General features: G+C 67.1%; 20 protein-coding genes. 7 read left to right on the top strand and 13 right to left on the bottom strand.

Annotation, left to right across the window (positions count from 1 at the left end; genetic code table 11):
- Nucleotides 1-46 precede the first annotated feature (46 nt).
- The gene (locus A2G96_RS19385) at nt 47-736 is read left to right on the top strand and encodes a YggS family pyridoxal phosphate-dependent enzyme (RefSeq protein WP_062801679.1); all 690 of its coding nucleotides are present in this window, start codon (nt 47-49) and stop codon (nt 734-736) included.
- 43 nt (nt 737-779) lie between these two features.
- Nucleotides 780-1,616, top strand: a complete 837-nt coding sequence (gene proC / locus A2G96_RS19390) for a pyrroline-5-carboxylate reductase (RefSeq protein WP_062801680.1) — start codon at nt 780-782, stop codon at nt 1,614-1,616.
- Nucleotides 1,617-1,803: 187 nt separating this feature from the next.
- Here the strand turns inward: proC and ubiA are convergent, their stop codons facing one another.
- The 5 genes from ubiA to recG form a co-directional block, all read right to left on the bottom strand.
- The gene (gene ubiA / locus A2G96_RS19395; RefSeq protein WP_062801681.1) at nt 1,804-2,661 is read right to left on the bottom strand and encodes a 4-hydroxybenzoate octaprenyltransferase; all 858 of its coding nucleotides are present in this window, start codon (nt 2,659-2,661) and stop codon (nt 1,804-1,806) included.
- A gap of 141 nt (nt 2,662-2,802) precedes the next feature.
- Complete coding sequence (locus A2G96_RS19400) at nt 2,803-3,288, bottom strand: Dps family protein (RefSeq protein WP_012353810.1); 486 nt, start codon at nt 3,286-3,288, stop codon at nt 2,803-2,805.
- A gap of 169 nt (nt 3,289-3,457) precedes the next feature.
- Nucleotides 3,458-4,900 carry a catalase gene (locus tag A2G96_RS19405; RefSeq protein WP_062801682.1) on the bottom strand — a complete coding sequence of 481 codons (1,443 nt, stop codon included), beginning with the start codon at nt 4,898-4,900 and terminating at the stop codon, nt 3,458-3,460.
- A gap of 407 nt (nt 4,901-5,307) precedes the next feature.
- Nucleotides 5,308-6,258 carry a LysR substrate-binding domain-containing protein gene (locus A2G96_RS19410; RefSeq protein ID WP_062801683.1) on the bottom strand — a complete coding sequence of 317 codons (951 nt, stop codon included), beginning with the start codon at nt 6,256-6,258 and terminating at the stop codon, nt 5,308-5,310.
- Between the two features lie 119 nt (nt 6,259-6,377).
- Nucleotides 6,378-8,579: an ATP-dependent DNA helicase RecG gene (recG, locus tag A2G96_RS19415; protein WP_062801684.1), complete on the bottom strand. Its 2,202-nt coding sequence runs from the start codon at nt 8,577-8,579 to the stop codon at nt 6,378-6,380.
- A gap of 239 nt (nt 8,580-8,818) precedes the next feature.
- Here recG and queA point away from each other — a divergent pair, with 239 nt between their 5' ends.
- The 5 genes from queA (at nt 8,819) to secF (ending at nt 14,657) form a co-directional block, all read left to right on the top strand.
- Complete coding sequence (queA, locus tag A2G96_RS19420) at nt 8,819-9,895, top strand: tRNA preQ1(34) S-adenosylmethionine ribosyltransferase-isomerase QueA (protein WP_062802248.1); 1,077 nt, start codon at nt 8,819-8,821, stop codon at nt 9,893-9,895.
- 16 nt (nt 9,896-9,911) lie between these two features.
- Nucleotides 9,912-11,042, top strand: a complete 1,131-nt coding sequence (gene tgt, locus A2G96_RS19425) for a tRNA guanosine(34) transglycosylase Tgt (protein ID WP_062801685.1) — start codon at nt 9,912-9,914, stop codon at nt 11,040-11,042.
- Between the two features lie 187 nt (nt 11,043-11,229).
- A complete protein-coding gene (yajC, locus tag A2G96_RS19430; RefSeq protein WP_012353816.1) occupies nt 11,230-11,556 on the top strand; it encodes a preprotein translocase subunit YajC in 327 nt (108 codons plus the stop codon).
- Nucleotides 11,557-11,772: 216 nt separating this feature from the next.
- Nucleotides 11,773-13,644 carry a protein translocase subunit SecD gene (gene secD / locus A2G96_RS19435; RefSeq protein WP_062801686.1) on the top strand — a complete coding sequence of 624 codons (1,872 nt, stop codon included), beginning with the start codon at nt 11,773-11,775 and terminating at the stop codon, nt 13,642-13,644.
- A 41-nt stretch (nt 13,645-13,685) separates the two neighbouring features.
- Nucleotides 13,686-14,657, top strand: coding sequence for a protein translocase subunit SecF (gene secF, locus A2G96_RS19440; RefSeq protein ID WP_062801687.1), 972 nt, complete (start codon nt 13,686-13,688; stop codon nt 14,655-14,657).
- Nucleotides 14,658-14,726: 69 nt separating this feature from the next.
- Here the strand turns inward: secF and A2G96_RS19445 are convergent, their stop codons facing one another.
- The 8 genes from A2G96_RS19445 to purB all read right to left on the bottom strand — a co-directional run bounded on the left by A2G96_RS19445 (nt 14,727) and on the right by purB (nt 23,491).
- A complete protein-coding gene (locus A2G96_RS19445) occupies nt 14,727-15,734 on the bottom strand; it encodes a response regulator (protein ID WP_062801688.1) in 1,008 nt (335 codons plus the stop codon).
- On the bottom strand, nt 15,734-16,864 hold the full coding sequence (locus A2G96_RS19450) for a hybrid sensor histidine kinase/response regulator (protein ID WP_062801689.1): 1,131 nt from the start codon (nt 16,862-16,864) through the stop codon (nt 15,734-15,736). The genes A2G96_RS19445 and A2G96_RS19450 overlap by 1 nt, the downstream gene beginning before the upstream one ends.
- 6 nt (nt 16,865-16,870) lie before the next feature.
- A complete protein-coding gene (locus A2G96_RS19455) occupies nt 16,871-18,208 on the bottom strand; it encodes a sensor histidine kinase (protein ID WP_062801690.1) in 1,338 nt (445 codons plus the stop codon).
- A gap of 4 nt (nt 18,209-18,212) precedes the next feature.
- A complete protein-coding gene (locus tag A2G96_RS19460; protein WP_062801691.1) occupies nt 18,213-19,616 on the bottom strand; it encodes a class I SAM-dependent methyltransferase in 1,404 nt (467 codons plus the stop codon).
- Between the two features lie 348 nt (nt 19,617-19,964).
- Nucleotides 19,965-20,555 (bottom strand): YceI family protein, encoded by a 591-nt coding sequence (locus tag A2G96_RS19465; protein ID WP_062801692.1) that lies wholly within the window; start codon nt 20,553-20,555, stop codon nt 19,965-19,967.
- Between the two features lie 75 nt (nt 20,556-20,630).
- Nucleotides 20,631-21,212, bottom strand: coding sequence for a YceI family protein (locus tag A2G96_RS19470; protein ID WP_062801693.1), 582 nt, complete (start codon nt 21,210-21,212; stop codon nt 20,631-20,633).
- 66 nt (nt 21,213-21,278) lie between these two features.
- Nucleotides 21,279-21,833, bottom strand: coding sequence for a cytochrome b (locus A2G96_RS19475; RefSeq protein WP_062801694.1), 555 nt, complete (start codon nt 21,831-21,833; stop codon nt 21,279-21,281).
- Nucleotides 21,834-22,114: 281 nt separating this feature from the next.
- Complete coding sequence (gene purB, locus A2G96_RS19480; protein WP_062801695.1) at nt 22,115-23,491, bottom strand: adenylosuccinate lyase; 1,377 nt, start codon at nt 23,489-23,491, stop codon at nt 22,115-22,117.
- Nucleotides 23,492-23,783: the final 292 nt, after the last annotated feature.

Consider the following 23,783-nt stretch of genomic DNA (forward strand, 5'->3'; position numbering starts at 1 on the left):
TTTGTTATCGGTACTTGAGGTACCTTTTATATATGTTCGCCGGATTATGTCTGTGATTGCCGCCAACTTGCAAGCCGTGCGCCAGGGCATTGCGGCGGCAGCACAACAGGCCGGCAGGCGACCCGCGGACATCGCCCTGCTGGCCGTTTCCAAGACCGTTTCCCCCGACCGCATAAGGGCCGCATACGCCGCCGGACAATTCGAATTCGGCGAGAACTACGTCCAGGAAGGCATCGACAAGATCGCCGCGCTGGCCGACCTGCGCGACCGCCTGCAATGGCATTTCATCGGCCCGTTGCAAAGCAACAAGACGCGGCCGGTGGCGGAACATTTCGACTGGGTCCACACCATCGACCGGCTCAGGATCGCCGAGCGGCTGTCGGCGCAGCGCCCGGCCGGCATGCCGGCGCTGCAGGTCTGCATCCAGGTCAATATCAGCGGCGAAGCCAGCAAGAGCGGCGTCGCCCCGGCCGAGGTGCCTGCGCTGGCGCATGCGGTCGCGGCGCTGCCCAACCTGCGGCTGCGCGGGCTGATGGCGATCCCCGAACCCGAACACGATCCCGCCGCGCAACGCCGACCGTTCGCCGCCATGCGCGCCATGCTGCAGGCGCTGCGCGCCGACGGCTTGCAGCTCGACACGCTGTCGATGGGCATGTCGGGCGACATGGAGGCCGCCATCGGCGAGGGCGCGACCCTGGTGCGGATCGGCACCGCCATCTTCGGCGCGCGCGGCTGACGTCCGCGCGCCGCCCGGAATCTTTCAGACCCCAGAGACCTTCATGCTCGACACCCTCACCTTCGGTTTTCTTGGCGGCGGCAACATGGCTTCCGCACTGATCGGCGGCCTGATCGCACGCGGCGTGCCCGCCGGCGCGATCCGCGTGGTCGACCCGTTCCCGGAAGCGCAGCAGCGCCTGGCGCGCGACCTCGGCGTACATGCGGCCGCGGCGCCGGACGCCGCCTTCGGCGCCAGCGATGTGCTGGTGCTGGCGGTCAAGCCGCAGCAGTTCCGCGACGCCGCTGCACAGCTGCTGCCGCACCTGCCGGCCGATGGCCCGGGCAACCTGGTGATCAGCGTGGCCGCCGGCATCCGGCTGCAGGACATGCAACGCTGGCTGGGCGGGCGCAGCCGCGTGGTGCGCGCGATGCCGAATACGCCGGCGCTGTCGGGCATGGGCATGACCGGGCTGGCGGCACCGGCTGCGCTGTCGGCCGGGGACCGGGCGATCGCCAGCGCCGTGGCCGAGGCCGTCGGCAAGTGCGTGTGGGTCGATGGCGATGACCAGATCGACGCCGTCACCGCGATTTCCGGCAGCGGCCCGGCCTACGTGTTCTATTTCATCGAGGCCATGCAGCGCGCCGCCACCGAACTGGGACTGAGCGCCGAACAGGGCCGCGAGCTCGCGGTGGAAACCTTCCGCGGCGCGGCCACGCTGGCGGGGCAGTCGCCCGAACCGGTAGCGACGCTGCGCGAGCGCGTGACGTCGAAGGGCGGCACCACCTATGCGGCGCTGACCGCGATGGAAGCTTCCGGCATCGGCGATGCCTTCGTGCGCGCGATGCACGCGGCCGCGGCGCGCGGCAAGGAGATGGGGGCGGAGTTCGGGAAGGATTGAAGTACCAGGACGCCCGCAGCAAGCTCCCCTCGCCCGCCTGCGGGAGAGGGGCCGGGGGAGAGGGCAGGCGTGTGCCAAGGACGCCGGCATCTCACTCCGTTGACACGCCGGCCCTCTCCCCCGCCCCTCTCCCATAAATGGGAGAGGGGAGCAAACCCTCAGCCAGCGTAGCAATCACCGATAGCAATCACCGCACCGCATACGCCAGCGCCGTCCCCGCAAACACGCAGGCCCCCAGCCAGTTGTTGTGCCGGAACGCCGCGAAGCACCGCATCCGGTCACGCTCGCGGATCAGCGTGTAGTGGTAGCCGGCACAGCCGACCGCGGCAACCAGCCCCGCCCAGTACGGCCATCCCAGCCCGAGCAGCACGCCCGTCCACGCCATCAGCGCAAAGAACGCGGCGTAGCACAGCATGATCGCCGCCACGTCGAAGCGCCCGAAGGTGATGGCCGAGGTCTTCATGCCGATCAGCAGGTCGTCGTCGCGATCGACCATCGCATAGGCGGTGTCATACGCCACCGCCCAGAACACATTGGCCACCAGCATCAGCCACGCCACCGGCGGCACCTGGTCCTGGATCGCGGCGAACGCCATCGGGATGCCGAAGCCGAATGCGATCCCCAGGTAGGCCTGCGGGATCGCAAAGAAGCGCTTGAAGAACGGGTACGTGCCCGCCACCACCGCCGCCACCACCGCCAGCCACTTGGTCAGCGCATTCAGCGGCAGCACCAGCGTAAACGCCACCAGCGCCAGCACGGCGGCCACCGCCAGCGCTTCCCACGCGGCGATCTTGCCGGCCGTCAGGGGCCTTTCGCGGGTGCGCTTGACGTGCTTGTCGAAGTCGCGATCGGCCCAGTCGTTGATGGCGCAGCCGGCCGAGCGCATCAGGAAGGTGCCCGCGACGAAAATCCAGAACAGGCCCCAGCGCGGCGGCCCGTCCGCCGCCATCCACATGGCCCACAGCGTCGGCCACAGCAGCAGCAGCGTGCCGATGGGCTTGTCGATGCGCACCAGGCGCGCGTAGAGGGCAAGGCGTTCAAGCATGGGGGTCGGGGGCAACGGCGAGAGGGTCTGCACGGCGTGGATCCGGGGCGGGCGATTCAATGAAAACGCGCCGCAGCCCGGACGGCTGCGACGCGCGGCGCCGGCCGCCGCGGGCGCGGCAGCCAGGAGAGCGGGCCGGCCTCAGGCCAGCATCGAGCGCAGCATCCACGCGGTCTTTTCATGCGTCTGCATGCGCTGGGTCAGCAGGTCGGCCGAGGGCTCGTCGCCGGCGGCGTCGATCACCGGGAAGATCGAGCGCGCGGTGCGCACCACGGCTTCCTGCCCTTCGACCAGCTTGCGGATCATTTCGGTGGCCTCGGGCACGCCCTCTTCCTCGGCGATCGACGACAGGCGCGCGTATTCCTTGTAGGTGCCCGGGGCCGGGTAGCCCAGCGCGCGGATACGCTCGGCGATCGAGTCCACGGCCAGTGCCAGCTCGTTGTACTGGGTCTCGAACATCAGATGCAGCGTATTGAACATCGGACCCGTCACGTTCCAGTGGAAGTTGTGGGTCTTGAGGTAGAGGGTATAGGTGTCCGCCAGCAGCTTGGACAGCCCTTCCGCGATCTTCTTGCGGTCCTTGTCGGAAATACCGATATTCACGCTCATCTCGTTCTTCTTTGCCATGGTAGATACGCTCCGTTCAGGTATAGCCACGAGGCGCGCCGCCGGGCTTGCCGAATCGTGGTGATTCGGGGGCCGGGCGGCGCGGTACCCCGCATTATTGCACCGGGCAACGGTCCCGCCAAACCCCGTGCCGGGCGGCCGTTGCCGGGCGGGCGCTTATTGCACGCGCTTATTGCAGGTTGAGCGCCCGCTTCACGCCCTCGCCATAGGCCGGGTCGGCCTTGCTGAAGTGCTCCAGCTGCACGCGCACGATGGCCTCCGGCACGCCCTGCATCGCCGCGGCGATATTGGCGAACAGGCGCTGGCGCTGGCCCTCGTCGAACAGCCGGAACAGCGCGCCGGGCTGGCTGTAGTAGTCGGTGTCGACGCGGTGGTCCCAGCGGTCGGCGGCGCCGTCGAGCGCCAGCGGCGGCTCGATCATGCGCTCGCTGGCGGCGTAGGCGCCTTCGCGGTTGGGCTCGTAGTTGAGCTTGCCGCCCTGGTTGCCGTCCACGCGCATCGCGCCGTCACGGTGGAAGCTGTTGTGGAACGGGCATTTGGGTGCATTGACCGGGATCTGGGCGTGGTTGATGCCCAGGCGGTAGCGCTGCGTGTCCCCATACGAGAACAGCCGCCCCTGCAGCATCTTGTCGGGCGAGAAGCCGATGCCGGGCACGATATTGGCCGGGTTCATCGCCACCTGCTCGACCTCGGCAAAGTAGTTGTCCGGGTTGCGGTTGAGCTCGACCACGCCCACGTCGATCAGCGGGTAGTCCTTGTGCGGCCAGACCTTGGTCAGGTCGAACGGGTTGATGTGGTATTTGGCCGCCTCGGCCTCCGGCATGACCTGCACGCGCAGGTTCCAGCGCGGGAAGTTGCCGCGCTCGATATTGTCGAACAGGTCGCGCTGGGCGCTCTCGCGGTCGTTCGCCACCACCCTGGCGGCTTCCTCGTTGGTCCAGTTCTCCACGCCCTGCTGCGACTTGAAGTGGAACTTGACGTAGAAGCGCTCGTTACTGGCGTTGATGAACGAATACGTGTGCGAGCCGAAGCCATGCATCTGCCGGTAGTTCTGCGGCAGGCCGCGGTCGCTCATCAGGATGGTGACCTGGTGCAGCGATTCCGGATGGCGCGACCAGAAGTCCCACACCGCGATCGGGTCGCGCAGGTTGGTGCGCGGGTTGCGCTTCTGCGTGTGGATGAAGTCGGGGAACTTGAGCGGGTCGCGCACGAAGAACACCGGCGTGTTGTTGCCGACCAGGTCCCAGTTGCCTTCGTCGGTGTAGAACTTGATCGAGAAGCCGCGCACGTCGCGCTCGGCGTCGGCCGCGCCGCGTTCGCCGGCGACGGTGGAGAAGCGGATGAACAGCGGCGTTTCCTTGCCGATCTCGGCAAACACCGAGGCCTTGGTGTACCTGGTGATGTCGTGCGTGATGCGCAGCGTGCCGTAGGCGCCGGAGCCCTTGGCGTGGACGCGGCGCTCGGGGATGACTTCGCGGTCGAAGTGGGCCAGCTTTTCGAGGAACCAGACGTCCTGCAGCAGCATCGGGCCGCGCGGGCCGGCGGTCTGCGAGTTCTGGTTATCGGCGACCGGTGCGCCGGCAGCAGTGGTGAGAGTGTCCTTCTTGCTCATCTTTTCCTCTTTGTGGGTGGGCTGAAAGGGAACGCCGCGTCAGTGCGCGGCGGCATAGCAGGCAAGGCAATCGAGCAGGCAGCGCCCCATGCGGAGGGAAAAACGGGGCTGGGTCGGTGTCGTTGTCAGTGACTGGGCGCTGGTGCTCATCATCGGTTCCTGTCTTGCGTCGACGCCATCCGCATCGACAGGATCCAGTCTACAAATTATCTATTAGATTGAGAATTTAATTATTTATACCTATGTATTAGGTCAAATCTATCCGGGGTTAGTGAAACTTATGCCAGCGGCAGGTGACCACCCCAAGACAGCGCCGCAGAAATAGCCGGTCAGGGAAGCAAAAACGACAATGGCCGCAGCGGAAACTCCGCTGCGGCCATTGCATTGACAGTTCTTCGACGCGACGCTCAGGCGGCTTCGGCCAGTTCCTTGGCGTCGAGCTTGCGCACGCCGGGCAGGTCGCACGCGGCGACGGCGTTGGCCAGCGCTTCCATCGCCGGCAGGCGGGTGAAGCTCTTGCGCCAGGCCAGCACCACGCGCCGGTCTGGCACTGGGTCGGCAAACGGCACGTACGACAGCATGTCGCCCTTGGCCTTCAGGTCGGGCACCGAGGTGCGCGGCAGCACGGTGATGCCGACCCCGCTGGCCACCATATGGCGGATGGTCTCGAGCGACGAGCCCTCGAAGGTCTTCTGGATGCCGTCGGCCGCCTGCGAAAAGCGCGACAGCTCGGGGCACACGCCCAGCACGTGGTCGCGGAAGCAGTGGCCGCTGCCCAGCAGCAGCATGGTCTGCTGCTTCAGTTCCTCGGGATCGACCGCGTGCGCCTGCGCCAGCTGGTGGCCGCGCGGCACCGCCACGACAAAGGGTTCGTCATAGAGCGGGCGCACCGTCAGGCCCGAATCGGGGAACGGCTCGGCCATCACCGCGCAGTCGATCTCGCCCTGCTTGAGCAGCTCGATCAGCTTGTGGGTGTAGTTCTCCTGCAGCATCAGCGGCATCTGCGGCACGGTGTCGATCATCTGCTTGACCAGCGACGGCAGCAGGTACGGCCCGATGGTATAGATCACGCCCACGCGCAGCGGCCCCGCCAGCGGGTCCTTGCCCTGCTTGGCGATCTCGCGGATGGCCATGGTCTGCTCCAGCACACGCTGGGCCTGCGCCACGATCTGCTCGCCGACCGACGTCACCGACACCTCGGAGGTGCCGCGCTCGAAGATCTGCACGTTGAGTTCGTCTTCCAGCTTCTTGATGGCGACCGACAACGTCGGCTGCGACACGAAGCAGGCTTCGGCGGCCCGGCCGAAATGGCGCTCGCGCGCCACGGCGACGATGTACTTGAGTTCGGTGAGCGTCATGACTTATCAAATCCGGGTAGGCGATAGATTTTACCTTCGATTGTCGGATCTGTCAGAGTGCCCACTTCACGCGAGCCGGTATGCGCAGGCTCCGCCACAAAGCCGGCCAAAGACGTCATTCAGGCTTTCAGGTAGTGCTCGCGCCCACCCAGCCAGCGCGACAGGTGCGCTTCGACCGCTTCCGGATAGTGCGCCAGCATCAGCTCGGCCGCCGCCTGGGCGTACTCGACCAGCCAGGCATCGGTCTGCAGGTCGGCAAAGCGCAACATCGCCTCGCCGGACTGGCGCGCGCCCAGGAATTCGCCCGGGCCGCGGATCTCAAGGTCGCGCCGCGCAATCTCGAAGCCGTCGGTGGTCTCGCGCATGGTCGCCAGGCGCTCGCGCGCGGTGGGCGACAGCGGCGCCTGGTACATCAGCAGGCACACCGATTCGGCGCTGCCGCGCCCGACCCGGCCGCGCAGCTGGTGCAGCTGCGCCAGGCCGAAGCGCTCGGCATGCTCGATCACCATCAGCGAGGCATTGGGCACGTCCACGCCGACCTCGATCACGGTGGTGGCCACCAGCACCTGCAGCCGGTTGGCGCTGAAGTCATCCATCACCGCGGCCTTCTCCGCCGGCGGCAGGCGCCCGTGCACCAGGCCCACGCGCAGGTCCGGCAGCGCGGCCACCAGGGTCTCGTAGGTCTCGACCGCGGTCTGCAGCTGCAGCGCCTCGCTTTCCTCGATCAGCGGGCACACCCAGTAGACCTGGCGGCCTTCGGCGGCGGCATGATGGATGCGCCCGATCACCTCGTCGCGGCGCTCGTCGTTGACCAGCCGCGTGACGATGGGCGTGCGCCCCGGCGGCAGCTCGTCGATCACCGAGACGTCGAGGTCGGCGTAGTAGGTCATGGCGAGCGTGCGCGGGATCGGCGTGGCCGACATCATCAGCTGGTGTGGCACGGTTTCGGCGGCGCTGAGCGCGACCGGTGCATCGGCCGCGCCGGCCTTGCCGCGCAGCGCCAGCCGCTGCGCCACGCCGAAGCGGTGCTGCTCGTCGACCACCGACAGCCCCAGCCTGGCAAAACGCACGGTGTCCTGGATCAGCGCATGGGTGCCGATCACCAGCTGGGCTTCACCCGATTCCACGCGCGCCACCGCCGCGCGCTTGTCGCGCGCCTTCTGGCTGCCGGCCAGCCACGCCACCGGCACGCCCAGCGGCTCCAGCCACGCCGACAGCTTGCGGAAATGCTGCTCGGCCAGGATCTCGGTCGGCGCCATCAGCGCCGCCTGGAAACCGGCATCGATGGCCTGGCACGCCGCCAGCGCGGCGACAATGGTCTTGCCGCTGCCGACGTCGCCCTGCAGCAGCCGGTGCATCGGGTGCGGCAGGCTCATGTCGGCGGCGATTTCGCCGACCACGCGCTGCTGCGCGCCGGTCAGCCGGAACGGCAGTGCCGCCAGGAAGCGCGTCAGCAGCCCGCCCTCGCGGCGCGGCATGGTTGGCGCGGTCTTGTCGCGGCGCGCCGCGTGCGCGCGCCGCAGCGAGATCTGCTGCGCCAGCAGTTCGTCGAACTTGACGCGCTGCCAGGCCGGGTGCGAGCGGTCGGCCAGCGCGGCCTCGCTTTCCTGCGGCGGCGGCGCGTGCAGCAGCCGCAGGCAGTCGGCCAGCGGACGCAGCTGCAGGCGCGCCAGCGGCCCCTTCAGCACCGGCTGCGGCAGCGTCTCGGGCAGGGGCGTGCGCGCCAGCGCGCCGCCAATGGCCTTGCGCAAATAGGCCTGCGGAATGCCGGCGGTGGACGGGTACACCGGCGTCAGGCGGTCGGGCAGCGCCTCGCCCGCCAGCACCGGGCGCACCGTCGGATGGACCATCTCGGCGCCGAAGAAGCCGCCGCGCACCTCGCCGCGCACGCGCAGGCGCACGCCCTCGGCCATCTGCTTGGTCTGGCTGCCGTAGAAGTTCAGGAAGCGCAGGGTCAGCTCGCCGCTGTCGTCGGCAAGCTTCACCACCAGCTGGCGGCGCGGCCGGAACGTGACCTCGTTGGAGACGACCTCGCCTTCCACCTGCGCCGGCAGCCCCAGCCCGGCACGGTGGATGGCCTCGGCGATCGGCACCACCGTGGTCTCGTCCTCGTAGCGCATCGGCAGGTGCAGCACCAGGTCGACCGGTCGGCGCAGGCCCAGCTTGGCCAGCCGCGCGGCAGCGGTGGATGCGCCCGAGCCTGCGGCCTTGCCCTTGGCCGCGCCCGCCTTGCCGCGCGCGGGCGCCGCCGTGCCCTTGGCGCCATTGGCATCGCTGGCGTCGGCAGGGTCCTGGATCGGTTCGGCGGCGGTTCCGGGCATCGGTGGAAAAGTTGGCAGCGGTCGCTGCGGGCTTCGGTACTGGCTGGCGCGGCGCCGGCGCATGGACGGTAATGGCCGGTATCACGCGCGGGCCGGCGGCAAGCGCGCCCGTGGCCTTACAATATCGGATTCGCCGATTGTACCCATGCCGGCTGCCAAACCGGGCAGCGGAGTGACGCGCCATGCCCGGCGCGCACCTCCGCCACACCCTGCAGACCGCGCAGACCGCCCCTCCCACGATGTTGACGCTTTCCGATTTCGACTTTCCGCTGCCGCCCGAACTGATCGCCCAGAGCGCGCTGCCCGACCGCAGCGCCAGCCGGCTGCTGGTGGTGGAACGGCTCGCCCCTGAAGACACCGCCGACGCGGTGCGCATGGCCGACCGCGCCTTCAGCGACATCGTCGACTACCTGCGTCCGGAAGACCTGCTGGTGTTCAACGACACCCGCGTGATCAAGGCCCGCTTCTTCGGCCACAAGCCCAGCGGCGGCAAGGTCGAGGTGCTGGTGGAGCGTGTGATCGACACCCATACCGTGCTGGCCCAGGTGCGCGCGTCCAAGACGCCGGCCGAAGGCAGCGCCCTGCACCTGGCCGACGATGCCTTTGCCGTGACCGTGGGCCCGCGCGTGGACCAGTTCTTTACGCTGCGCTTCCCCGAGCCGGCGCTGGACCTGATCGAGCGCTACGGCCGCCCGCCGCTGCCGCCGTATATCACGCACGACCCGGACGCCTACGACGAGACCCGCTACCAGACCGTCTACGCGCGCAGCCCGGGCGCGGTGGCCGCGCCCACCGCCGGCCTGCATTTCGACGACGCGCTGTTCGCCCGGCTCGATGCCGCGGGCGTGCGCCGCGCCTTCCTGACGCTGCATGTGGGCGCCGGCACCTTCCAGCCGGTGCGCACCGAGAACCTGGCCGAGCACAAGATGCATTCGGAGTGGTACGCGATCTCCGAAGAGCTGGCGCAGGCGGTGCGCGACACGCGCGCGCGCGGCGGCCGCGTGATCGCGGTCGGCACCACCTCGCTGCGCGCGCTGGAATCGGCCGCGCAGCCCGACGGCACGCTCGCCGCGGGCAGCGGCGACACCGATATCTTCATCACGCCCGGCTACCGCTTCCGCCTGGTCGACGCGCTGATCACCAACTTCCACCTGCCCAAGTCGACGCTGCTGATGCTGGTGTCGGCGCTGGCCGGGGTGCAAGCCATCCGCGCCGCCTACCGCCATGCGGTCGAGCAGCGCTACCGCTTCTTCAGCTACGGCGACGCCATGCTGCTGACCCGCCAGCCGGACGCCGCGGCCGCGGCGGCGGCCTGATCTCAGACTATCCGACATGCTCAACTTCGAACTCCTCACCACCGACGGCAACGCCCGCCGCGGCCGCGTCACGCTGAACCACGGCGTGGTCGAAACGCCGATCTTCATGCCGGTGGGTACCTATGGCTCGGTCAAGGCGATGTCGCCGCTGGAACTGAACGAGATCGGCGCACAGATCATCCTGGGCAACACCTTCCACCTGTGGCTGCGCCCGGGTCTGGACGTGGTCAATGCCCATGACGGCCTGCACCGCTTTATCGGCTGGGACAAACCGATCCTGACCGACTCCGGCGGCTTCCAGGTGTTTTCGCTGGGCGATCTGCGCAAGATCACCGAGGATGGCGTCACCTTTGCGTCGCCGGTCAATGGCGACAAGCTGTTCCTGTCGCCCGAGATCTCGATGCAGATCCAGCGCACGCTGAATTCCGACATCGTCATGCAGTTCGACGAATGCACCCCGTACGAGATCGACGGCCGTCCCGCCACGCACGAGGAAGCGGCCAAGTCGATGCGCATGAGCCTGCGCTGGGCCAAACGTTCGCGCGATGAATTCGAGCGGCTGGCCAACCCGAACGCGCTGTTCGGCATCGTCCAGGGCGGCATGTACGAAGACCTGCGCGACGAGTCGCTGGCGGGGCTGTCCGAGCTGGACTTCCATGGCTTTGCCATCGGCGGGCTGTCGGTGGGCGAGCCCAAGGAAGACATGATGCGCGTGCTGGAACACGTGGCGCCGCGCCTGCCGGCCAACAAGCCGCACTACCTGATGGGCGTGGGCACGCCCGAGGACCTGGTCGCCGGCGTCGCCGCCGGGGTCGACATGTTCGACTGCGTGATGCCGACCCGCAACGCGCGCAACGGCTGGCTCTTCACCCGCTACGGCGACGTCAAGATCAAGAACGCCGCGCACCGCAACGACCCGCCCCCGCTCGACGAGAGCTGCGCCTGCTACACCTGCCGCAATTTCTCGCGCGCCTACCTGCACCACCTGCACCGCGTCGGCGAGATCCTAGGCGCGCGCCTGAACACGATCCACAACCTGCACTACTACCTGCAGCTGATGCGCGAGGTGCGCGAGGCGATCGAGCAGCACCGCTTTACCGACTTCCGCCGCCAGTTCGCCGCCGACCGGGCGCGCGGCACGCAGTAACGGCGGCCGGTTCGAGAACTTTCGCGGCCGTGCCGGTCGAATAGCGGGGTCATTTCCATGCAAGCTGTGAGTCGCCCCGGCATCACCCCGAACAAACCCGTATTCCGCCCTAGAATGCCAAGGGCGGGCCGGGTGCGAATGGTAGAATGTTCGATTAATTGACTGACTTTTGTGACGGAGAATCAACGTGCTGATTTCTAACGCATTTGCCCAGACCGCCGGTGCCGGCGGCGCGGCTGGCGGCCTGATGAGCTTCCTGCCCATCATCCTGATGTTTGGTGTGCTGTGGTTCATCATGATCCGCCCGCAGATGAAGCGCCAGAAGGAAGCCAAGGCAATGCTCGAAGCGCTGGCCAAGAACGACGAAGTCGTCACCGCCGGCGGCATCCTGGGCCGCGTGACCAAGGTCACCGACCAGTACGTCAGCCTGGAAATCGCCGAAGGCACCGAGATCACGGTGCAGAAGAATGCCGTGACCACGGTGCTGCCCAAGGGCTCGCTGAAGGCGCTCTGATCCCCGGATCGCTCGCGACTCCCGCCTTTGTCTTTTCCGGCATGCCCGTTCGCGCATGCCCCGGCAGCCGCCTGATCCAGCCCGACGAAGCCCGTGTAAGCCCCACGGCTTCGCTCCGCGGCTGCCAGGCGGCTGTTTGCCAAACCGGTTCGGCCCCGCCGACGTGGCGCGCCACGCCTGCGCCGGCCCCGCCAACCGCTGAATGACTGGCCCGAGATGAATCGTTATCCGCTTTGGAAATACCTCGTGATCCTGGTGGCGCTGGCCATCGGCATCATCTACACCTTGCCGAACTTCTTCGGCGAGGCGCCTGCCGTGCAGGTGTCCTCGGGCAAGGCCACGGTCAAGGTCGACCTGTCGATGCAGAAGCAGGTCGAAGAGATCCTGGCGCAGAACCAGCTGCAGCCCGACGGCGTCTTCTTCGATATTTCCGGCCAGTCGGGCTCGGTCAAGGCGCGCTTCCGCACCACCGACGAGCAGCTCAAGGCCAAGGACGTGCTGTCGCGCGCGCTGAACCCGGACGCGTCCGACCCCGCCTACGTGGTCGCGCTGAACCTGCTGTCGGGCTCGCCGCGCTGGCTGACCTCGCTGCACGCGCTGCCGATGTACCTGGGCCTGGACCTGCGCGGCGGCGTGCACTTCCTGCTGCAGGTCGACATGAAGGGCGCGGTCGACAAGAAGCTCGACAGCCTGGCCGGCGACGCGCGCACGCTGCTGCGCGACAAGAACATCCGCCACGGCGGCATCGACCGCGACGGCGAACGCCTGACGGTGCGCTTCAACAACGCCGACGACGCCGGCCGCGCGCGCGCGCTGCTGACCGACAACCTGCGCGAAGTGGCCTTCGCCATGGACGGCAACAACATCGTCGGCACCTTCACCGAAGCCGCCCGCCGCGCCGTGCAGGACGCCGCGGTCAAGCAGAACATCACCACGCTGCACAACCGCGTCAACGAACTCGGCGTGGCCGAGCCGGTGATCCAGCAGCAAGGCGCCGACCGCATCGTGGTGCAGCTGCCGGGCGTGCAGGACACCGCCAAGGCCAAGGACATCATCGGCCGCACCGCCACGCTGGAAGCCCGCCTGGTCGACAACGACGCGCCGCGCAGCCCGCGCCCGGGCGACCCGATCCCGTTCGGCAGCGAACTGTTCACGCAAGGCAACGGCGCCCCGGTGGTGCTGAAGAAGCAGGTGATCTTCACCGGCGACCGCATCGAAAGCGCCTCGGCCGGCTTCGACCAGAACCAGCAGCCTTCGGTCAACATCAAGCTCGACGCCCAGGGCGGCCGCGTGCTGCGCGATGTCTCGCGCGAGAACCTGAAGAAGCCGATGGCGATCGTGCTGTTCGAGAAGGGCAAGGGCGAAGTGCTGACGGTGGCGACGATCCAGTCCGAACTGGGCTCGAGCTTCCAGATCACCGGCTCCTACTCCACCGAAGCCGCCAACGACCTGGCGCTGCTGCTGCGCGCCGGCTCGCTGGCCGCGCCGATGGAGATCATCGAAGAGCGCACCATCGGCCCGTCGCTGGGTGCCGACAACATCGAGAAGGGCTTCGATTCGGTCGCCTACGGCTTTGCCGCCATCGGCGTGTTCATGATCCTGTACTACATGCTGTTCGGCGTGTTCTCGGTGGTCGCGCTGGGCGTCAACCTGCTGCTGCTGATCGCGGTGCTGTCGATGCTGCAGGCCACGCTGACGCTGCCGGGCATCGCCGCCATCGCGCTGGTGCTGGGCATGGCCATCGACGCCAACGTGCTGATCAACGAGCGCATCCGCGAGGAACTGCGCGCCGGCGCGTCGCCGCAGATGGCGATCGCGGTCGGTTTCGACCGCGCCTGGGCCACCATCCTGGACTCCAACGTGACCACGCTGATCGCCGGCCTGGCGCTGCTGGCGTTCGGCTCGGGCCCGGTGCGCGGCTTCGCCGTGGTGCACTGCCTGGGCATCCTGACCTCGATGTTCTCGGCGGTGTTCTTCAACCGCGGCCTGGTCAACCTCTGGTACGGCCGCAAGAAGAAGCTGCAGAGCGTGGCCATCGGCCAGATCTGGAAGCCGGGCAATACCACCGACACGCCGGTCGCCAAGTAAGCGGCCCGCGGCACAACACGTAGTACAGAACAGGATTCAACATGGAATTCTTCCGCATCCGGCGCGACATTCCGTTCATGAAGCACGCGTTGATCTTCAACGTGATTTCCTTCCTGACGTTTGCCGCGGCCGTGTTCTTCCTCTGGCAAAAGGGCCTGCACCTGTCGATCGAATTCACCGGCGGCACGGTGATGGAGGTCAGCTACCAGCAGGCGGCCGACCTGGAAAAGATCCGCGGCCAGGTGGGCAAGCTGGGCTACACCGACGTGCAGGTGCAGAACTTCGGCACCTCGCGCGACGTGATGATCCGCCTGCCGCTGCAAAAGGGGCCGGACGGCAAGCCCGTGACCTCGGCGCAGCAGAGCGAGCAGGTGATGGGCGCGCTGAGCGCGGCGGCGCCTGAGGTCAAGCTGCAGCGCGTCGAGTTCGTCGGCCCGCAGGTCGGCAAGGAGCTGGCCACCGACGGCCTGCTGGCGCTGCTGTGCGTGGTGGCGGGCATCGTGATCTACCTGTCGTTCCGCTTCGAATGGAAGTTCGCGGTGGCGGGCATCATCGCCAACCTGCACGACATCGTCATCATCCTGGGCTTCTTCGCCTTCTTCCAGTGGGAATTCTCGCTGTCGGTGCTGGCGGCGATCCTGGCGGTGCTGGGCTACTCGGTCAACGAATCGGTGGTGATCTTCGACCGGATCCGCGAGGCCTTCCGCAAGTACCGCAAGATGACCACCCACGAGGTCATCGACCACGCCATCACCAGCACCATGTCCCGCACCATCATCACCCACGGCTCGACCGAAATGATGGTGCTGTCGATGTTCTTCTTTGGCGGCCCGACGCTGCACTACTTCGCGCTGGCGCTGACGGTGGGCATCCTGTTCGGCATCTACTCGTCGGTGTTCGTCGCGGCGGCGCTGGCGATGTGGCTGGGCGTGAAGCGCGAAGACCTGGTCAAGGGCGAGAAGAAGGGCGAGTCGACCGACCGCAACGACCCCAACTACGGCGCGCAGGCCTGAGCCCTGCCCTGCCGCAAAACAGAACGGCGCCCCGCGGGGCGCCGTTTTTCATGGCCGGGCCGGAAAAACTCAGGCCGGCATCGAGAAGCGCTCGATCCACGCGGCCAGGCGGTCGGCGGCGAAGCTCTCGCTGCGCGGGGCGGCGCGGCAGACGATGGTGTCGCCGTCGCGCACCAGCCTGACCGCGCCACCCGCCTCTTCCAGCCACAGCAGGCTGGCCAGCCAGCCTGCGTGCGGCGCCGACACCGGCGAACCCACCGGCTGCGCCAGGAACTCGGCCAGCGTGGCCGGCGCGGTCCACACCACGGCGTCGCCGTCGCGGCGCACCACTTCGCTGCCGAGCGCATCGGCGATCACCGCGGCGGCGTCCGCCGCCCCCTTTCCGGCGTGGGCGGCGCGCAATTGCGCCAGGCGCGTGCCGACCGCATGCCCGAAGCTGCCGCTGCGTTCGGCCTCGGCGCGCACCAGGTCGGCGTAGTCCATGCGCTGCCAGTCCGGATCGACACTGCCCGCGCCGGCCAGGTCGACTGCGGCGAGGTAAGTTTCCACCGGCTGGAAGCGGCCCGGGCCGATCAGGCTGGCGCACAGCGCGTGCACCATGCCGATGCGCGAGGCCACGGTCTGGGTCTGCAGCACCGACAGCTTCTCGCGGATCAGCTGATCGCGCTCCTTGCGCAGCCCCGCCAGTTCCAGCGCCTGCTTGAGCTCCATGCGCAGCGCGGTGATGTCCCACGGCTTCTTGATATAGCGGTGGATCTGCCCCTGGTTCACCGCCTCGACGGTCTGGTCGAGCTCCGAATACGCGGTGGTCAGGATGCGCACGATATGCGGGTAGCGCTCGCGCGCGTAACGCAGCAGTTCGTTGCCATACTCGCCCGGCATGCGCTGGTCCGACACCAGTACCGCCAGGCTGTCGGCATGGGCGTCGAGCAGCGCCTTGCCCTCCTCCACCGAGCCGCCAGTCACCACCGGCGCCAGCGCGCCGATGGCCCGCTGGAAATATTTGACGGCGGTGGCCTCGTCATCGACGAACAGAATCGCCGGGGGTGGTGCCTGGGTGGCAATCGGTTCGGTCATTACTCACTCCTGTGCGTTCGACTCTTGAAACTTGGAAAGTCCAGCGTCACCGTCGTGCCGGCGCCGGATGCGGATTCGATCCGGATCCCGCCGCCAAAGGACTGCATGACGCGGTTGCAGAAAATCATGCCCAGGCCGCTGCCGCCGGCATTGGCGTGGGTGGTGACCGGATCGACCAGGAGCCGGTCCATCACCTCGGGCGGGATACCGGGGCCGTTGTCGCAGATGCGGATTTCAGCATGCGGCTGCGCCGTCACGACGAAGCGCAGCGACGGCGCACGGACATCGGCCAGCGCGCGCAGCGCATTGCTCATCACCGACGACAGCACCAGCGCCACGCAGTTGGGCAAGGTCTGCACCGGAAAATCTCCCTGCAGGTCCACTTCCACCCAGCTACGCTGGTCACCCACGAAGGGATAGCTGTCCAGCAGCGCGGACACCAGCGCGCCGGCACGGACCTCGTTGCCGGTGCCGCGCCGGGCCGGGGCGCTGCCGGCGCTGTCGCGCACCGATTGCAGGAACGACGACAGCACCGCCAGGCAATACTGGGCGTTGTCATGCATGGCGCTGGCGGCCTGGCCGATTTCATTCTGGCGCTGGGCGCTGTATTCGCCCGCCACGCGGCCGCTGATGCCGCGCGCGAAATTGGCGATGGCTGCCAGCGGCGTGTTCAGCTCGTGGGCCAGGAAGGCCAGGGTCTCGTCGATCGCCATCAGCCGGTGCTGGCGCAGCGTGCGTTCGCGATGGCGCTCGGCGGCCCGCGCCAGCACGTCGCGCAGGTTGCTCACGCTCAGCGGTTTTTCCAGGATCTGGAAGATCTCGCCGCTGTTGACGGTCTGCAGCAGCACGTCCTTGTCGGCATAGGCCGTGACCAGGATGCGCACCACCTGCGGATAGGCCTGAGCCACCTGCCGCAGCAGCACGCCGCCATCGCGCCCGGGCATGCGGAAGTCGGTCACGAGAATGGCAACGCGGGCGGGATCGGAGCGCAGCACCGACATGGCTTCGTCGGCGCTGCCGGCCAGCAGCACCTCATAGTCGGTGCCGACCACGCGGGCGAAGTACTTGCGCGCCATGTCCTCGTCATCGACGTAGAGGATGGCGGGCCGCGCCTGCAGGACATCGCTCATGGCTGGTTACTCCGCACGCGGCAGGTCGAAGCTGAAGGCGGTCCACTGGCCGAGCTCGCTCTCGGCAAACAATTGCCCGCCATGGCGCTCGATCACCGCGTAGCTGATCGACAGGCCCAGGCCTAGCCCCTGCCCCACCTCGCGCGTGGTGAAGAACGGCTCGAACACGCGCGCCAGGTTTTCCTTCGGGATGCCGGGGCCGTTGTCGCGCACGGTGACATGGAGACGATGGTTGTCCCACCGCGCCGTGGTGTGGATCGCCGGCGCAACCGTGCCGGCCTTGCGCATGGCCAGCGCGGCGTTCGAGAACAGGTTGATCAGCACGCCGATGATGGCGGCCTCGTCGCCGAGCACCAGGGTGTCGGGGGCCAGCTCGCGCGTCAGGGTGACGCCGCGCAGCTCGTGCGCGGTCAGGCGCTGCGACGAATCGAGCGCCTTCTCGAACAGGAACGGCGTGCCTTCGACCTCGGCGCCAGGTTTGCGGTAGGCAAAAGTCTTCAGGTCGGAAACGATATGCTGGATGCGCTGCATGCCCTGCTTGGCGTCGACCAGGCATTCTTCGAGCGCCGGACTCTCCTTCGCTGGCGGCTCTTCCATCGCCACTTCGATCGCCATCAGGCAGAAGTTGACCGGGTTGTTGACCTCGTGCAGCAGCCCCGCGGCCAGCGTGCCGATGGCGGCCATCTTTTCCTGCTGCAGCATCTGGCCCTTGATGTCGGCCAGGCGCCGGTTGATGTCGGCCAGTTCCTCGTTCTTGCGCGCCAGCTCTTCCTTCAGGCGGATCAGGTGGAAATGCCCGCGCTCGTTCATGAAGGTGTAGACCGCGCTGGCCACGATCGAAAACAGGATGAACAGCGAATTGACGATAAAGTGAGCGCGCTGCGCCAGCCCGTCGGGGTGGACCAGGCAGGCGGCCAGGTACATCAGGTAGGTCACCACGCCGAAGCCGATGGTCTGCCACAAGCCCATCGGCATGGCGATCCCGACCGCGAAGATGACCAGGTTCAGGCCCGCATAGTAGATCGATGCCGCGCCGTCGGTGGTGGCGATCATCCACGCGATCATCATCTGCGGCAGCAGCAGCCATGCCAGCGTCAGCGGCTGCACGAAGCGCCTGCCGGCCTCGTTGATCAGCATCAGCAGGATCAGCCCGATCAGGGCCGACACCACCAGGCGCGCGACGAAGAACTGCAGCTGGTGCCCGGGATAGATGCCGTAGTCGAGCCCGACCCCGGCCATCACCAGCACGATGGCCGTCAGCGCGCCGGCCCGGCTCGATACCAGGCGGAATTCGCGCAGGTCGGCCTCGTACGGGGAATACCTGCTCGCGGTCCGTTTGAGCATGGTGTCAGGCCTTGGCCGGCTCGGTCACTACCGCTTCCACGAACACATTGACGCCGGTCGGGTCGGCATAGGTTCGGCTGTCGCGCGTATTGGACGGCAGCAGCGACGCCATGCCGGCCTCGTCACGATAGATCAGGTACCACTCCAGCATATGTTCCATGCTGTACCGTTCCGGGTTGTTGACGTGGACGTTGGTGGCCAGGATGCGCCCCTCGGGGTGGGTGCGCGTGGAGAAATAGCTGAGCAGGCGCGCGCAGACCCGGTCGGACAGGTAGTCGAACAGGCCGGCGCAATAGACGCCGTCGAACTCTCGCAGCGACGGGTCCGGATCGATGCGGCGCTTGAGCAGCTCATGCACGGAGTGGTGGACATACTCCACCTCGACCCTGGCGTTGGCCTTGCGGCAGCTCTCGTTGATGCGCTCGCGGGCGTAATCGAGCGTTTCCTGGCTGAAGTCGAGCAGCTGAAACGAGAGCCAGTGCGGCTCGGGATATTCGGTAATGAAGCGGTTGATCTCCACCGCCGGGCCGCAGCCTACGTTAAGCAGCCGGAACGGCTTGCCCGCGGCCCGCGCCTGGTCGGCCATGCGCGCCAGGAAATCCACCAGCAGGTCGATGCGGTTGCGATGCGCAGCGGCTACCGACGACTGCAGGAAGGTCGCATTGACGATCTGGAAGTAGGTGCTGGGCCCCTGGCGCGGATCCGACAGGATCTGGTTGACCATCTCGTAGTCGCCGGCATAGCCCAGCGGCTTGGTGTAGGTGCGGAACACGAACGGCGAGCGCAGCAACAACGGATGCAGCGCCGCCTGGGTGAAGGTGCGGTGCATCACCGTGTCTTCTTCCGGCACATGCGCCGCTTCGCCGTCGAGCCGCGCGGAATATTCACGGATCTTCAGCGCGATCGGCGTGGCCAGTTCCTCGAACACGTCCATGCGCAGGGTATCGCCTTCCTTGGGCAGCGTGCTGGTCATGTCGACCTGCTCGACCCAGCGCGACACCTCGGACAGGAACGCGCGCATCTCGTTGACGACGATCTGGTAGTCGCGGCGGATATTGAAGCGCTTCTCCCAGTCCTGCACGAACTGCAGCGATTCGCGCGCCACCGACTTGGGCTCGTCGTCGAGGTTGCTCAGCTCCAGCCATTCGTCGATCAGCGTCAGCGACACCACCGCGGTCAGGCCGGTGTTGACCAGGCTCATCACCACCGCCTTGCCGAGATACGCGTTCTTCGCGCCCATGCGGACGCTGAGCTCGCTCAGCACCTCGCTGACCTGCACGATCGAATACGGGTTGTAAATCTCCATCACCAGAGACTTTCTCTGGAGATTGACGATGGTGCCCCGCACCTGCTCGCCCTGCGAGTTGCGGAAACTAACTACCGGATCGATTTGCGTTTTGGAGTACACGGTATAGCGCCAGGGAAAACCGGGAAACGCTGCGGGCCATACAGCCAGGGCGGAACGGCCGGGTACAGCATGAGGGGCGAGGGGGTCGCGGGAATGGCTACCGGTATCGGGACATGCAGCGAATGCTCATAGTGATGCGCTCAGGCCAGTTGCGGGCATGGCTGCCCCCCGCCGTGGCAGGAGTCGCAATACCCCGGATCATGGTGGATTGCCGCGGCCATTGTACTGTGCCCGTCGCAACTCGCACAACAAAGTGCCCCGGCAGCCCCCCGCACGGGGTAAGGCAACAAAAAAGGCCGGCATGGGCCGGCCTTGACAGCGGTTTGCCCGCCGTAGCGGGCCGCGCGCTCAGTCGGCGCGCACGCCTTCCACCTGGATGGCGAGCTTGACTTCGGGCTTGAAGCCCATCTTGACGCCATAGTCCAGGCCGAAATCGGTCCGGTTGAACTGGCCCACGGCGTCGGCGCCGCAGGCTTCGCGCTTGAGCATCGGGTGCTGGATGCACTTGAACTCGCGGATTTCCAGCTTGACCGGCTTGGACACGCCGCGCAGCGTCAGCACGCCGTCGACCTCGGTCGGCACGTCGCCCTTGAACTTGGAGAACTTGCCCTTGTAGGTGGCCTCGGGGAAGGCCTGCACGTCGAACATATCCGGGCCCTTGGCGTGCTGGTTCAGCTTGGCATTGCCGAAATCGATCGAAGCCGGGTCGATGTTGACCTCGACCGAGCCCGCCTTGGCGGCGCGGTCCAGCGTCACCACGCCGCTGGACTTGTCGAACTTGCCGCGCCAGGTCGACAGGCCGCCCAGGTGGTCGGCCTCGAAGCTGGGATAGGTATGGGTCGGATCGAGGTTGTACGTCACGGTGTTGGCCGAAGCCACGCCGAAGGCGGCGGTTGCGGAAACGGCCGCGACGGCGGCAACGAGGGAACGCAGTTTCATGGTGTCTCCCGACAAATCAGGGTTGGGATGGAGCGGTTCAGGTAGGTCCTGGGGTACGTCAGCGGAATGCCGGCCTTACTTCTTGGCCAGCACGATACGGAATTTGATCTGGACATCGTCGGCGACCACGGAGGTGTCCTTCCATTCGCCGTCGCCGATATTGAACGCGGTGCGCTTGATCGGCAGCGCGCCCTCGAACACCTGCGCGCCGCCCTCCTGGCGGTAGGTGGCGGGCACCACCACGTCCACGGTCTTGCCCTTGATGGTCAGCTTGCCGGCCACGTCGTACTTGCCCGGCGTGCCGTTCTTGATGCTGGTCGACTGGAACACCGCCTTGGGGTATTTGGCGGCGTCGAACCAGTCCTTGCCCTTCACTTCCCTGGTGGTCTCGGCATCGCCGATCTCGAAGCTGGCCACGTCGATCTCGATCTTGGCCGTCGATGTCGCCAGCTTGGCGGGGTCGAAGCTGACGTTGGCGTCGAACTTCCTGAACTTGCCTTCCATCGGCACGCCGATCTGGCGTGCCACCGCGGTGACCGAGCTTTTGGCGGCGTCGACCTGGGCCCAGGCCAGGTTGGCGGCGATGCCGGTGGCGGCCAGCACGGCGGCCAGGGTGGCGCGGAGAGTTGCCGAGCCGCGGCGGGAATTGCTTTTCATCGGGGAAAACTCCTGTCAGGGACGGCGCAGGCGCGCCGCGGAACGAAAATGGTTGGCGCGCCAGGCTCAGCGCAGGAACGGCAGCATCCGGCCCAGCGTGCCGTCACGGTCGACAAACTGGTGCTTCACCGCCGCCGCCGCATGGACAACGACCACCGCGGCCATCAGGTAGTTCAGCCAGATATGGGTGAACTTCAGCACTTCCTTCAGCGCATCGCTTTTCTCGATCAGCGCCGGCATTTTCCACAGGCCCAGGTAGACCACCGGCACACCCGCGGCCGAGCTGTACAGGTAGCCACTGATCGGCACGATCACGATCAGCAGGTACAGCAGGTGGTGGGCCCCGGCCGCCGCCCTGGCCTGCCACGCCGGGGTGCCGGGCGCGACCGGCGGCGCGGCGTGGGTGGCGCGCCACAGCACGCGCAGCACGGCGATGGCGAAGATCGTCACGCCCAGCCACTTGTGCCAGGAGTACAGCTTGAGCTTGGTCGGCGTCAGCCCCGGAATGCCGGTCATGTACAGGCCCAGCCCGAAAGCGGCGAAGATGGCCAGCGCCACCAGCCAGTGCAGGGCGATCGCGGTGGCACCGTAGCCGGCGGGGGCAGTGGCGGTAGAACGCATCGGATTCCTCTTGCCCGCACACGGGCGTTTCACAATTTTGGGGAAGGCAAGGGCCGGATCCACCCGCCCGTGCGCTGACGATTCTCGCATTATTGCGGCCGGATGTGCGCCGGTGCAGGACAGTCCTTCATTAAGTTATTCAAATGCTTTGAAGCGACATTCTGGCGCAAGCGTCACAACGGCGCAGCGCCTGCGGTCCAGCATGCCGAAAAAAGCAAAAAAGCCATCCCGAGGGATGGCTTTCCGTTTGCGCCGCCAGTCTGGCAGCCATAAAAGTGGCGTCAGATGCGCTCGGCGAGCGTCACGGCCTTGCCGATATAGCTGGCGGGCGTCATCTCCAGCAGCAGCTTCTTGGCATCGTCGGGGATCGCCAGGCCGTTGATGAAGGTTTGCAGCGCTTCGCGCGAGATGCCCTTGCCGCGGGTCAGCTCCTTGAGCTGCTCGTACGGATTGGGCACGCCAAAACGGCGCATCACGGTCTGCACCGGCTCGGCCAGCACTTCCCAGCAGTTGTCGAGGTCTTCGTCGAGGCGCTCGGGGTTGGTCTCGAGCTTGCCCAGGCCGCGCAGGCAGGCCTCGTACGCCAGCAGGCTGTAGCCGAAGGCCACGCCGATATTGCGCAGCACGGTCGAGTCGGTCAGGTCGCGCTGCCAGCGCGACACCGGCAGCTTCTCGGACAGGTGGCGCAGCACCGCGTTGGCCAGGCCCAGGTTGCCTTCCGAGTTTTCGAAATCGATCGGGTTGACCTTGTGCGGCATGGTCGACGAGCCGATTTCGCCGGCCTTGGTCTTCTGCTTGAAGTAGCCCAGCGAGATATAGCCCCAGACGTCGCGGTTCAGGTCGAGCAGGATGGTGTTGGCGCGGGCGATCGCGTCGAACAGCTCGGCCATGTAGTCGTGTGGCTCGATCTGGATGGTGTACGGGTTGAAGGTCAGGCCCAGGCGGGTTTCGATGACCTGCTTCGAGAACGCTTCCCAGTCGAACGCGGGATAGGCCGACAGGTGGGCGTTGTAATTGCCCACGGCGCCGTTCATCTTGCCCAGCAGCTCGACCTGCTCGATGCGCTGGATCGCGCGCGCCAGGCGCGCGGCGACGTTGGCCATTTCCTTGCCGAGCGTGGTCGGGCTGGCCGGCTGGCCGTGGGTGCGCGACAGCATCGGCTGGGCGGCATTGAGCCTGGCGAGCTCGACCAGGCGCGCGTGCACGCGCTTCAGCGCCGGCACCACCACGCCCTCGCGCGCGCCCTTGAGCATCATGCCGTGCGAGGTGTTGTTGATGTCTTCCGAGGTGCAGGCGAAGTGGATGAACTCGCTGGCGGCTTCCAGTTCGGCGTTGCCCTTGACCTGCTCCTTGAGCCAGTACTCGACCGCCTTCACGTCATGGTTGGTGACCGCCTCGATTTCCTTGATGCGGGCGGCGTCGGACTCGCTGAACTTGTCGACCAGCGCCAGCAGCGCGGCCTCGGACGCGGCCGAGAACTTCGGCATGTCGGGCAGGCCGGCCTGCGCCAGCGCGATCAGCCAGTGCACCTCGACCTTGACGCGGTTGCGCATGAAGGCCGCCTCGGACAGCCATTCGCGCAGCGCATCGGCCTTGGCGGCGTAACGGCCATCGATCGGGGACAGGGCGGTGAGCGGCGAAAGCGAGGAGGAGGTCATGCTGGAAACCGGGAAAGGGAGGAATAGAAGAAGGCGAACAAGGGGCGCCGCGGGGGCTGGCGGCGCTGGCGAGCGCCGACGGGGCGATGAGCCCGAAACGCCGCATCGGCGGGCGGCCGGCGCTGCGCAACGCGCGATTTTACCACCCCTGCCCCCGCTCCGGGCAGCGGCAAAGCGCGGCCGCGGGGCATCGGTGCGCGAGCCCGCATTCGCCATGCGCCGCGGGTATACTCGCGCACGCCGTTCCAGTAGCCTGTTATGAAGTGCATCGGGCAAGCCATCGCTGCCTCCC

The organism is Cupriavidus nantongensis (assembly GCF_001598055.1).
In the GTDB taxonomy this organism is placed as follows: domain Bacteria; phylum Pseudomonadota; class Gammaproteobacteria; order Burkholderiales; family Burkholderiaceae; genus Cupriavidus; species Cupriavidus nantongensis.

Excerpts from the sequence above, each read along its gene's own strand:
- recG (WP_062801684.1), bottom strand. The coding sequence starts at position 8,579 with ATGCCCGGAACCGCCGCCGAACCGATCCAGGACCCTGCCGACGCCAGC.
- A2G96_RS19385 (WP_062801679.1), top strand. The coding sequence starts at position 47 with ATGTCTGTGATTGCCGCCAACTTGCAAGCCGTGCGCCAGGGCATTGCG.
- tgt (WP_062801685.1), top strand. The coding sequence starts at position 9,912 with ATGCTCAACTTCGAACTCCTCACCACCGACGGCAACGCCCGCCGCGGC.
- A2G96_RS19470 (WP_062801693.1), bottom strand. The coding sequence starts at position 21,212 with ATGAAAAGCAATTCCCGCCGCGGCTCGGCAACTCTCCGCGCCACCCTG.
- ubiA (WP_062801681.1), bottom strand. The coding sequence starts at position 2,661 with ATGCTTGAACGCCTTGCCCTCTACGCGCGCCTGGTGCGCATCGACAAG.
- A2G96_RS19455 (WP_062801690.1), bottom strand. The coding sequence starts at position 18,208 with ATGCTCAAACGGACCGCGAGCAGGTATTCCCCGTACGAGGCCGACCTG.
- secF (WP_062801687.1), top strand. The coding sequence starts at position 13,686 with ATGGAATTCTTCCGCATCCGGCGCGACATTCCGTTCATGAAGCACGCG.
- A2G96_RS19450 (WP_062801689.1), bottom strand. The coding sequence starts at position 16,864 with ATGAGCGATGTCCTGCAGGCGCGGCCCGCCATCCTCTACGTCGATGAC.
- proC (WP_062801680.1), top strand. The coding sequence starts at position 780 with ATGCTCGACACCCTCACCTTCGGTTTTCTTGGCGGCGGCAACATGGCT.
- A2G96_RS19465 (WP_062801692.1), bottom strand. The coding sequence starts at position 20,555 with ATGAAACTGCGTTCCCTCGTTGCCGCCGTCGCGGCCGTTTCCGCAACC.
- A2G96_RS19400 (WP_012353810.1), bottom strand. The coding sequence starts at position 3,288 with ATGGCAAAGAAGAACGAGATGAGCGTGAATATCGGTATTTCCGACAAG.
- A2G96_RS19445 (WP_062801688.1), bottom strand. The coding sequence starts at position 15,734 with ATGACCGAACCGATTGCCACCCAGGCACCACCCCCGGCGATTCTGTTC.
- A2G96_RS19405 (WP_062801682.1), bottom strand. The coding sequence starts at position 4,900 with ATGAGCAAGAAGGACACTCTCACCACTGCTGCCGGCGCACCGGTCGCC.
- secD (WP_062801686.1), top strand. The coding sequence starts at position 11,773 with ATGAATCGTTATCCGCTTTGGAAATACCTCGTGATCCTGGTGGCGCTG.
- queA (WP_062802248.1), top strand. The coding sequence starts at position 8,819 with ATGTTGACGCTTTCCGATTTCGACTTTCCGCTGCCGCCCGAACTGATC.
- A2G96_RS19475 (WP_062801694.1), bottom strand. The coding sequence starts at position 21,833 with ATGCGTTCTACCGCCACTGCCCCCGCCGGCTACGGTGCCACCGCGATC.
- A2G96_RS19410 (WP_062801683.1), bottom strand. The coding sequence starts at position 6,258 with ATGACGCTCACCGAACTCAAGTACATCGTCGCCGTGGCGCGCGAGCGC.
- purB (WP_062801695.1), bottom strand. The coding sequence starts at position 23,491 with ATGACCTCCTCCTCGCTTTCGCCGCTCACCGCCCTGTCCCCGATCGAT.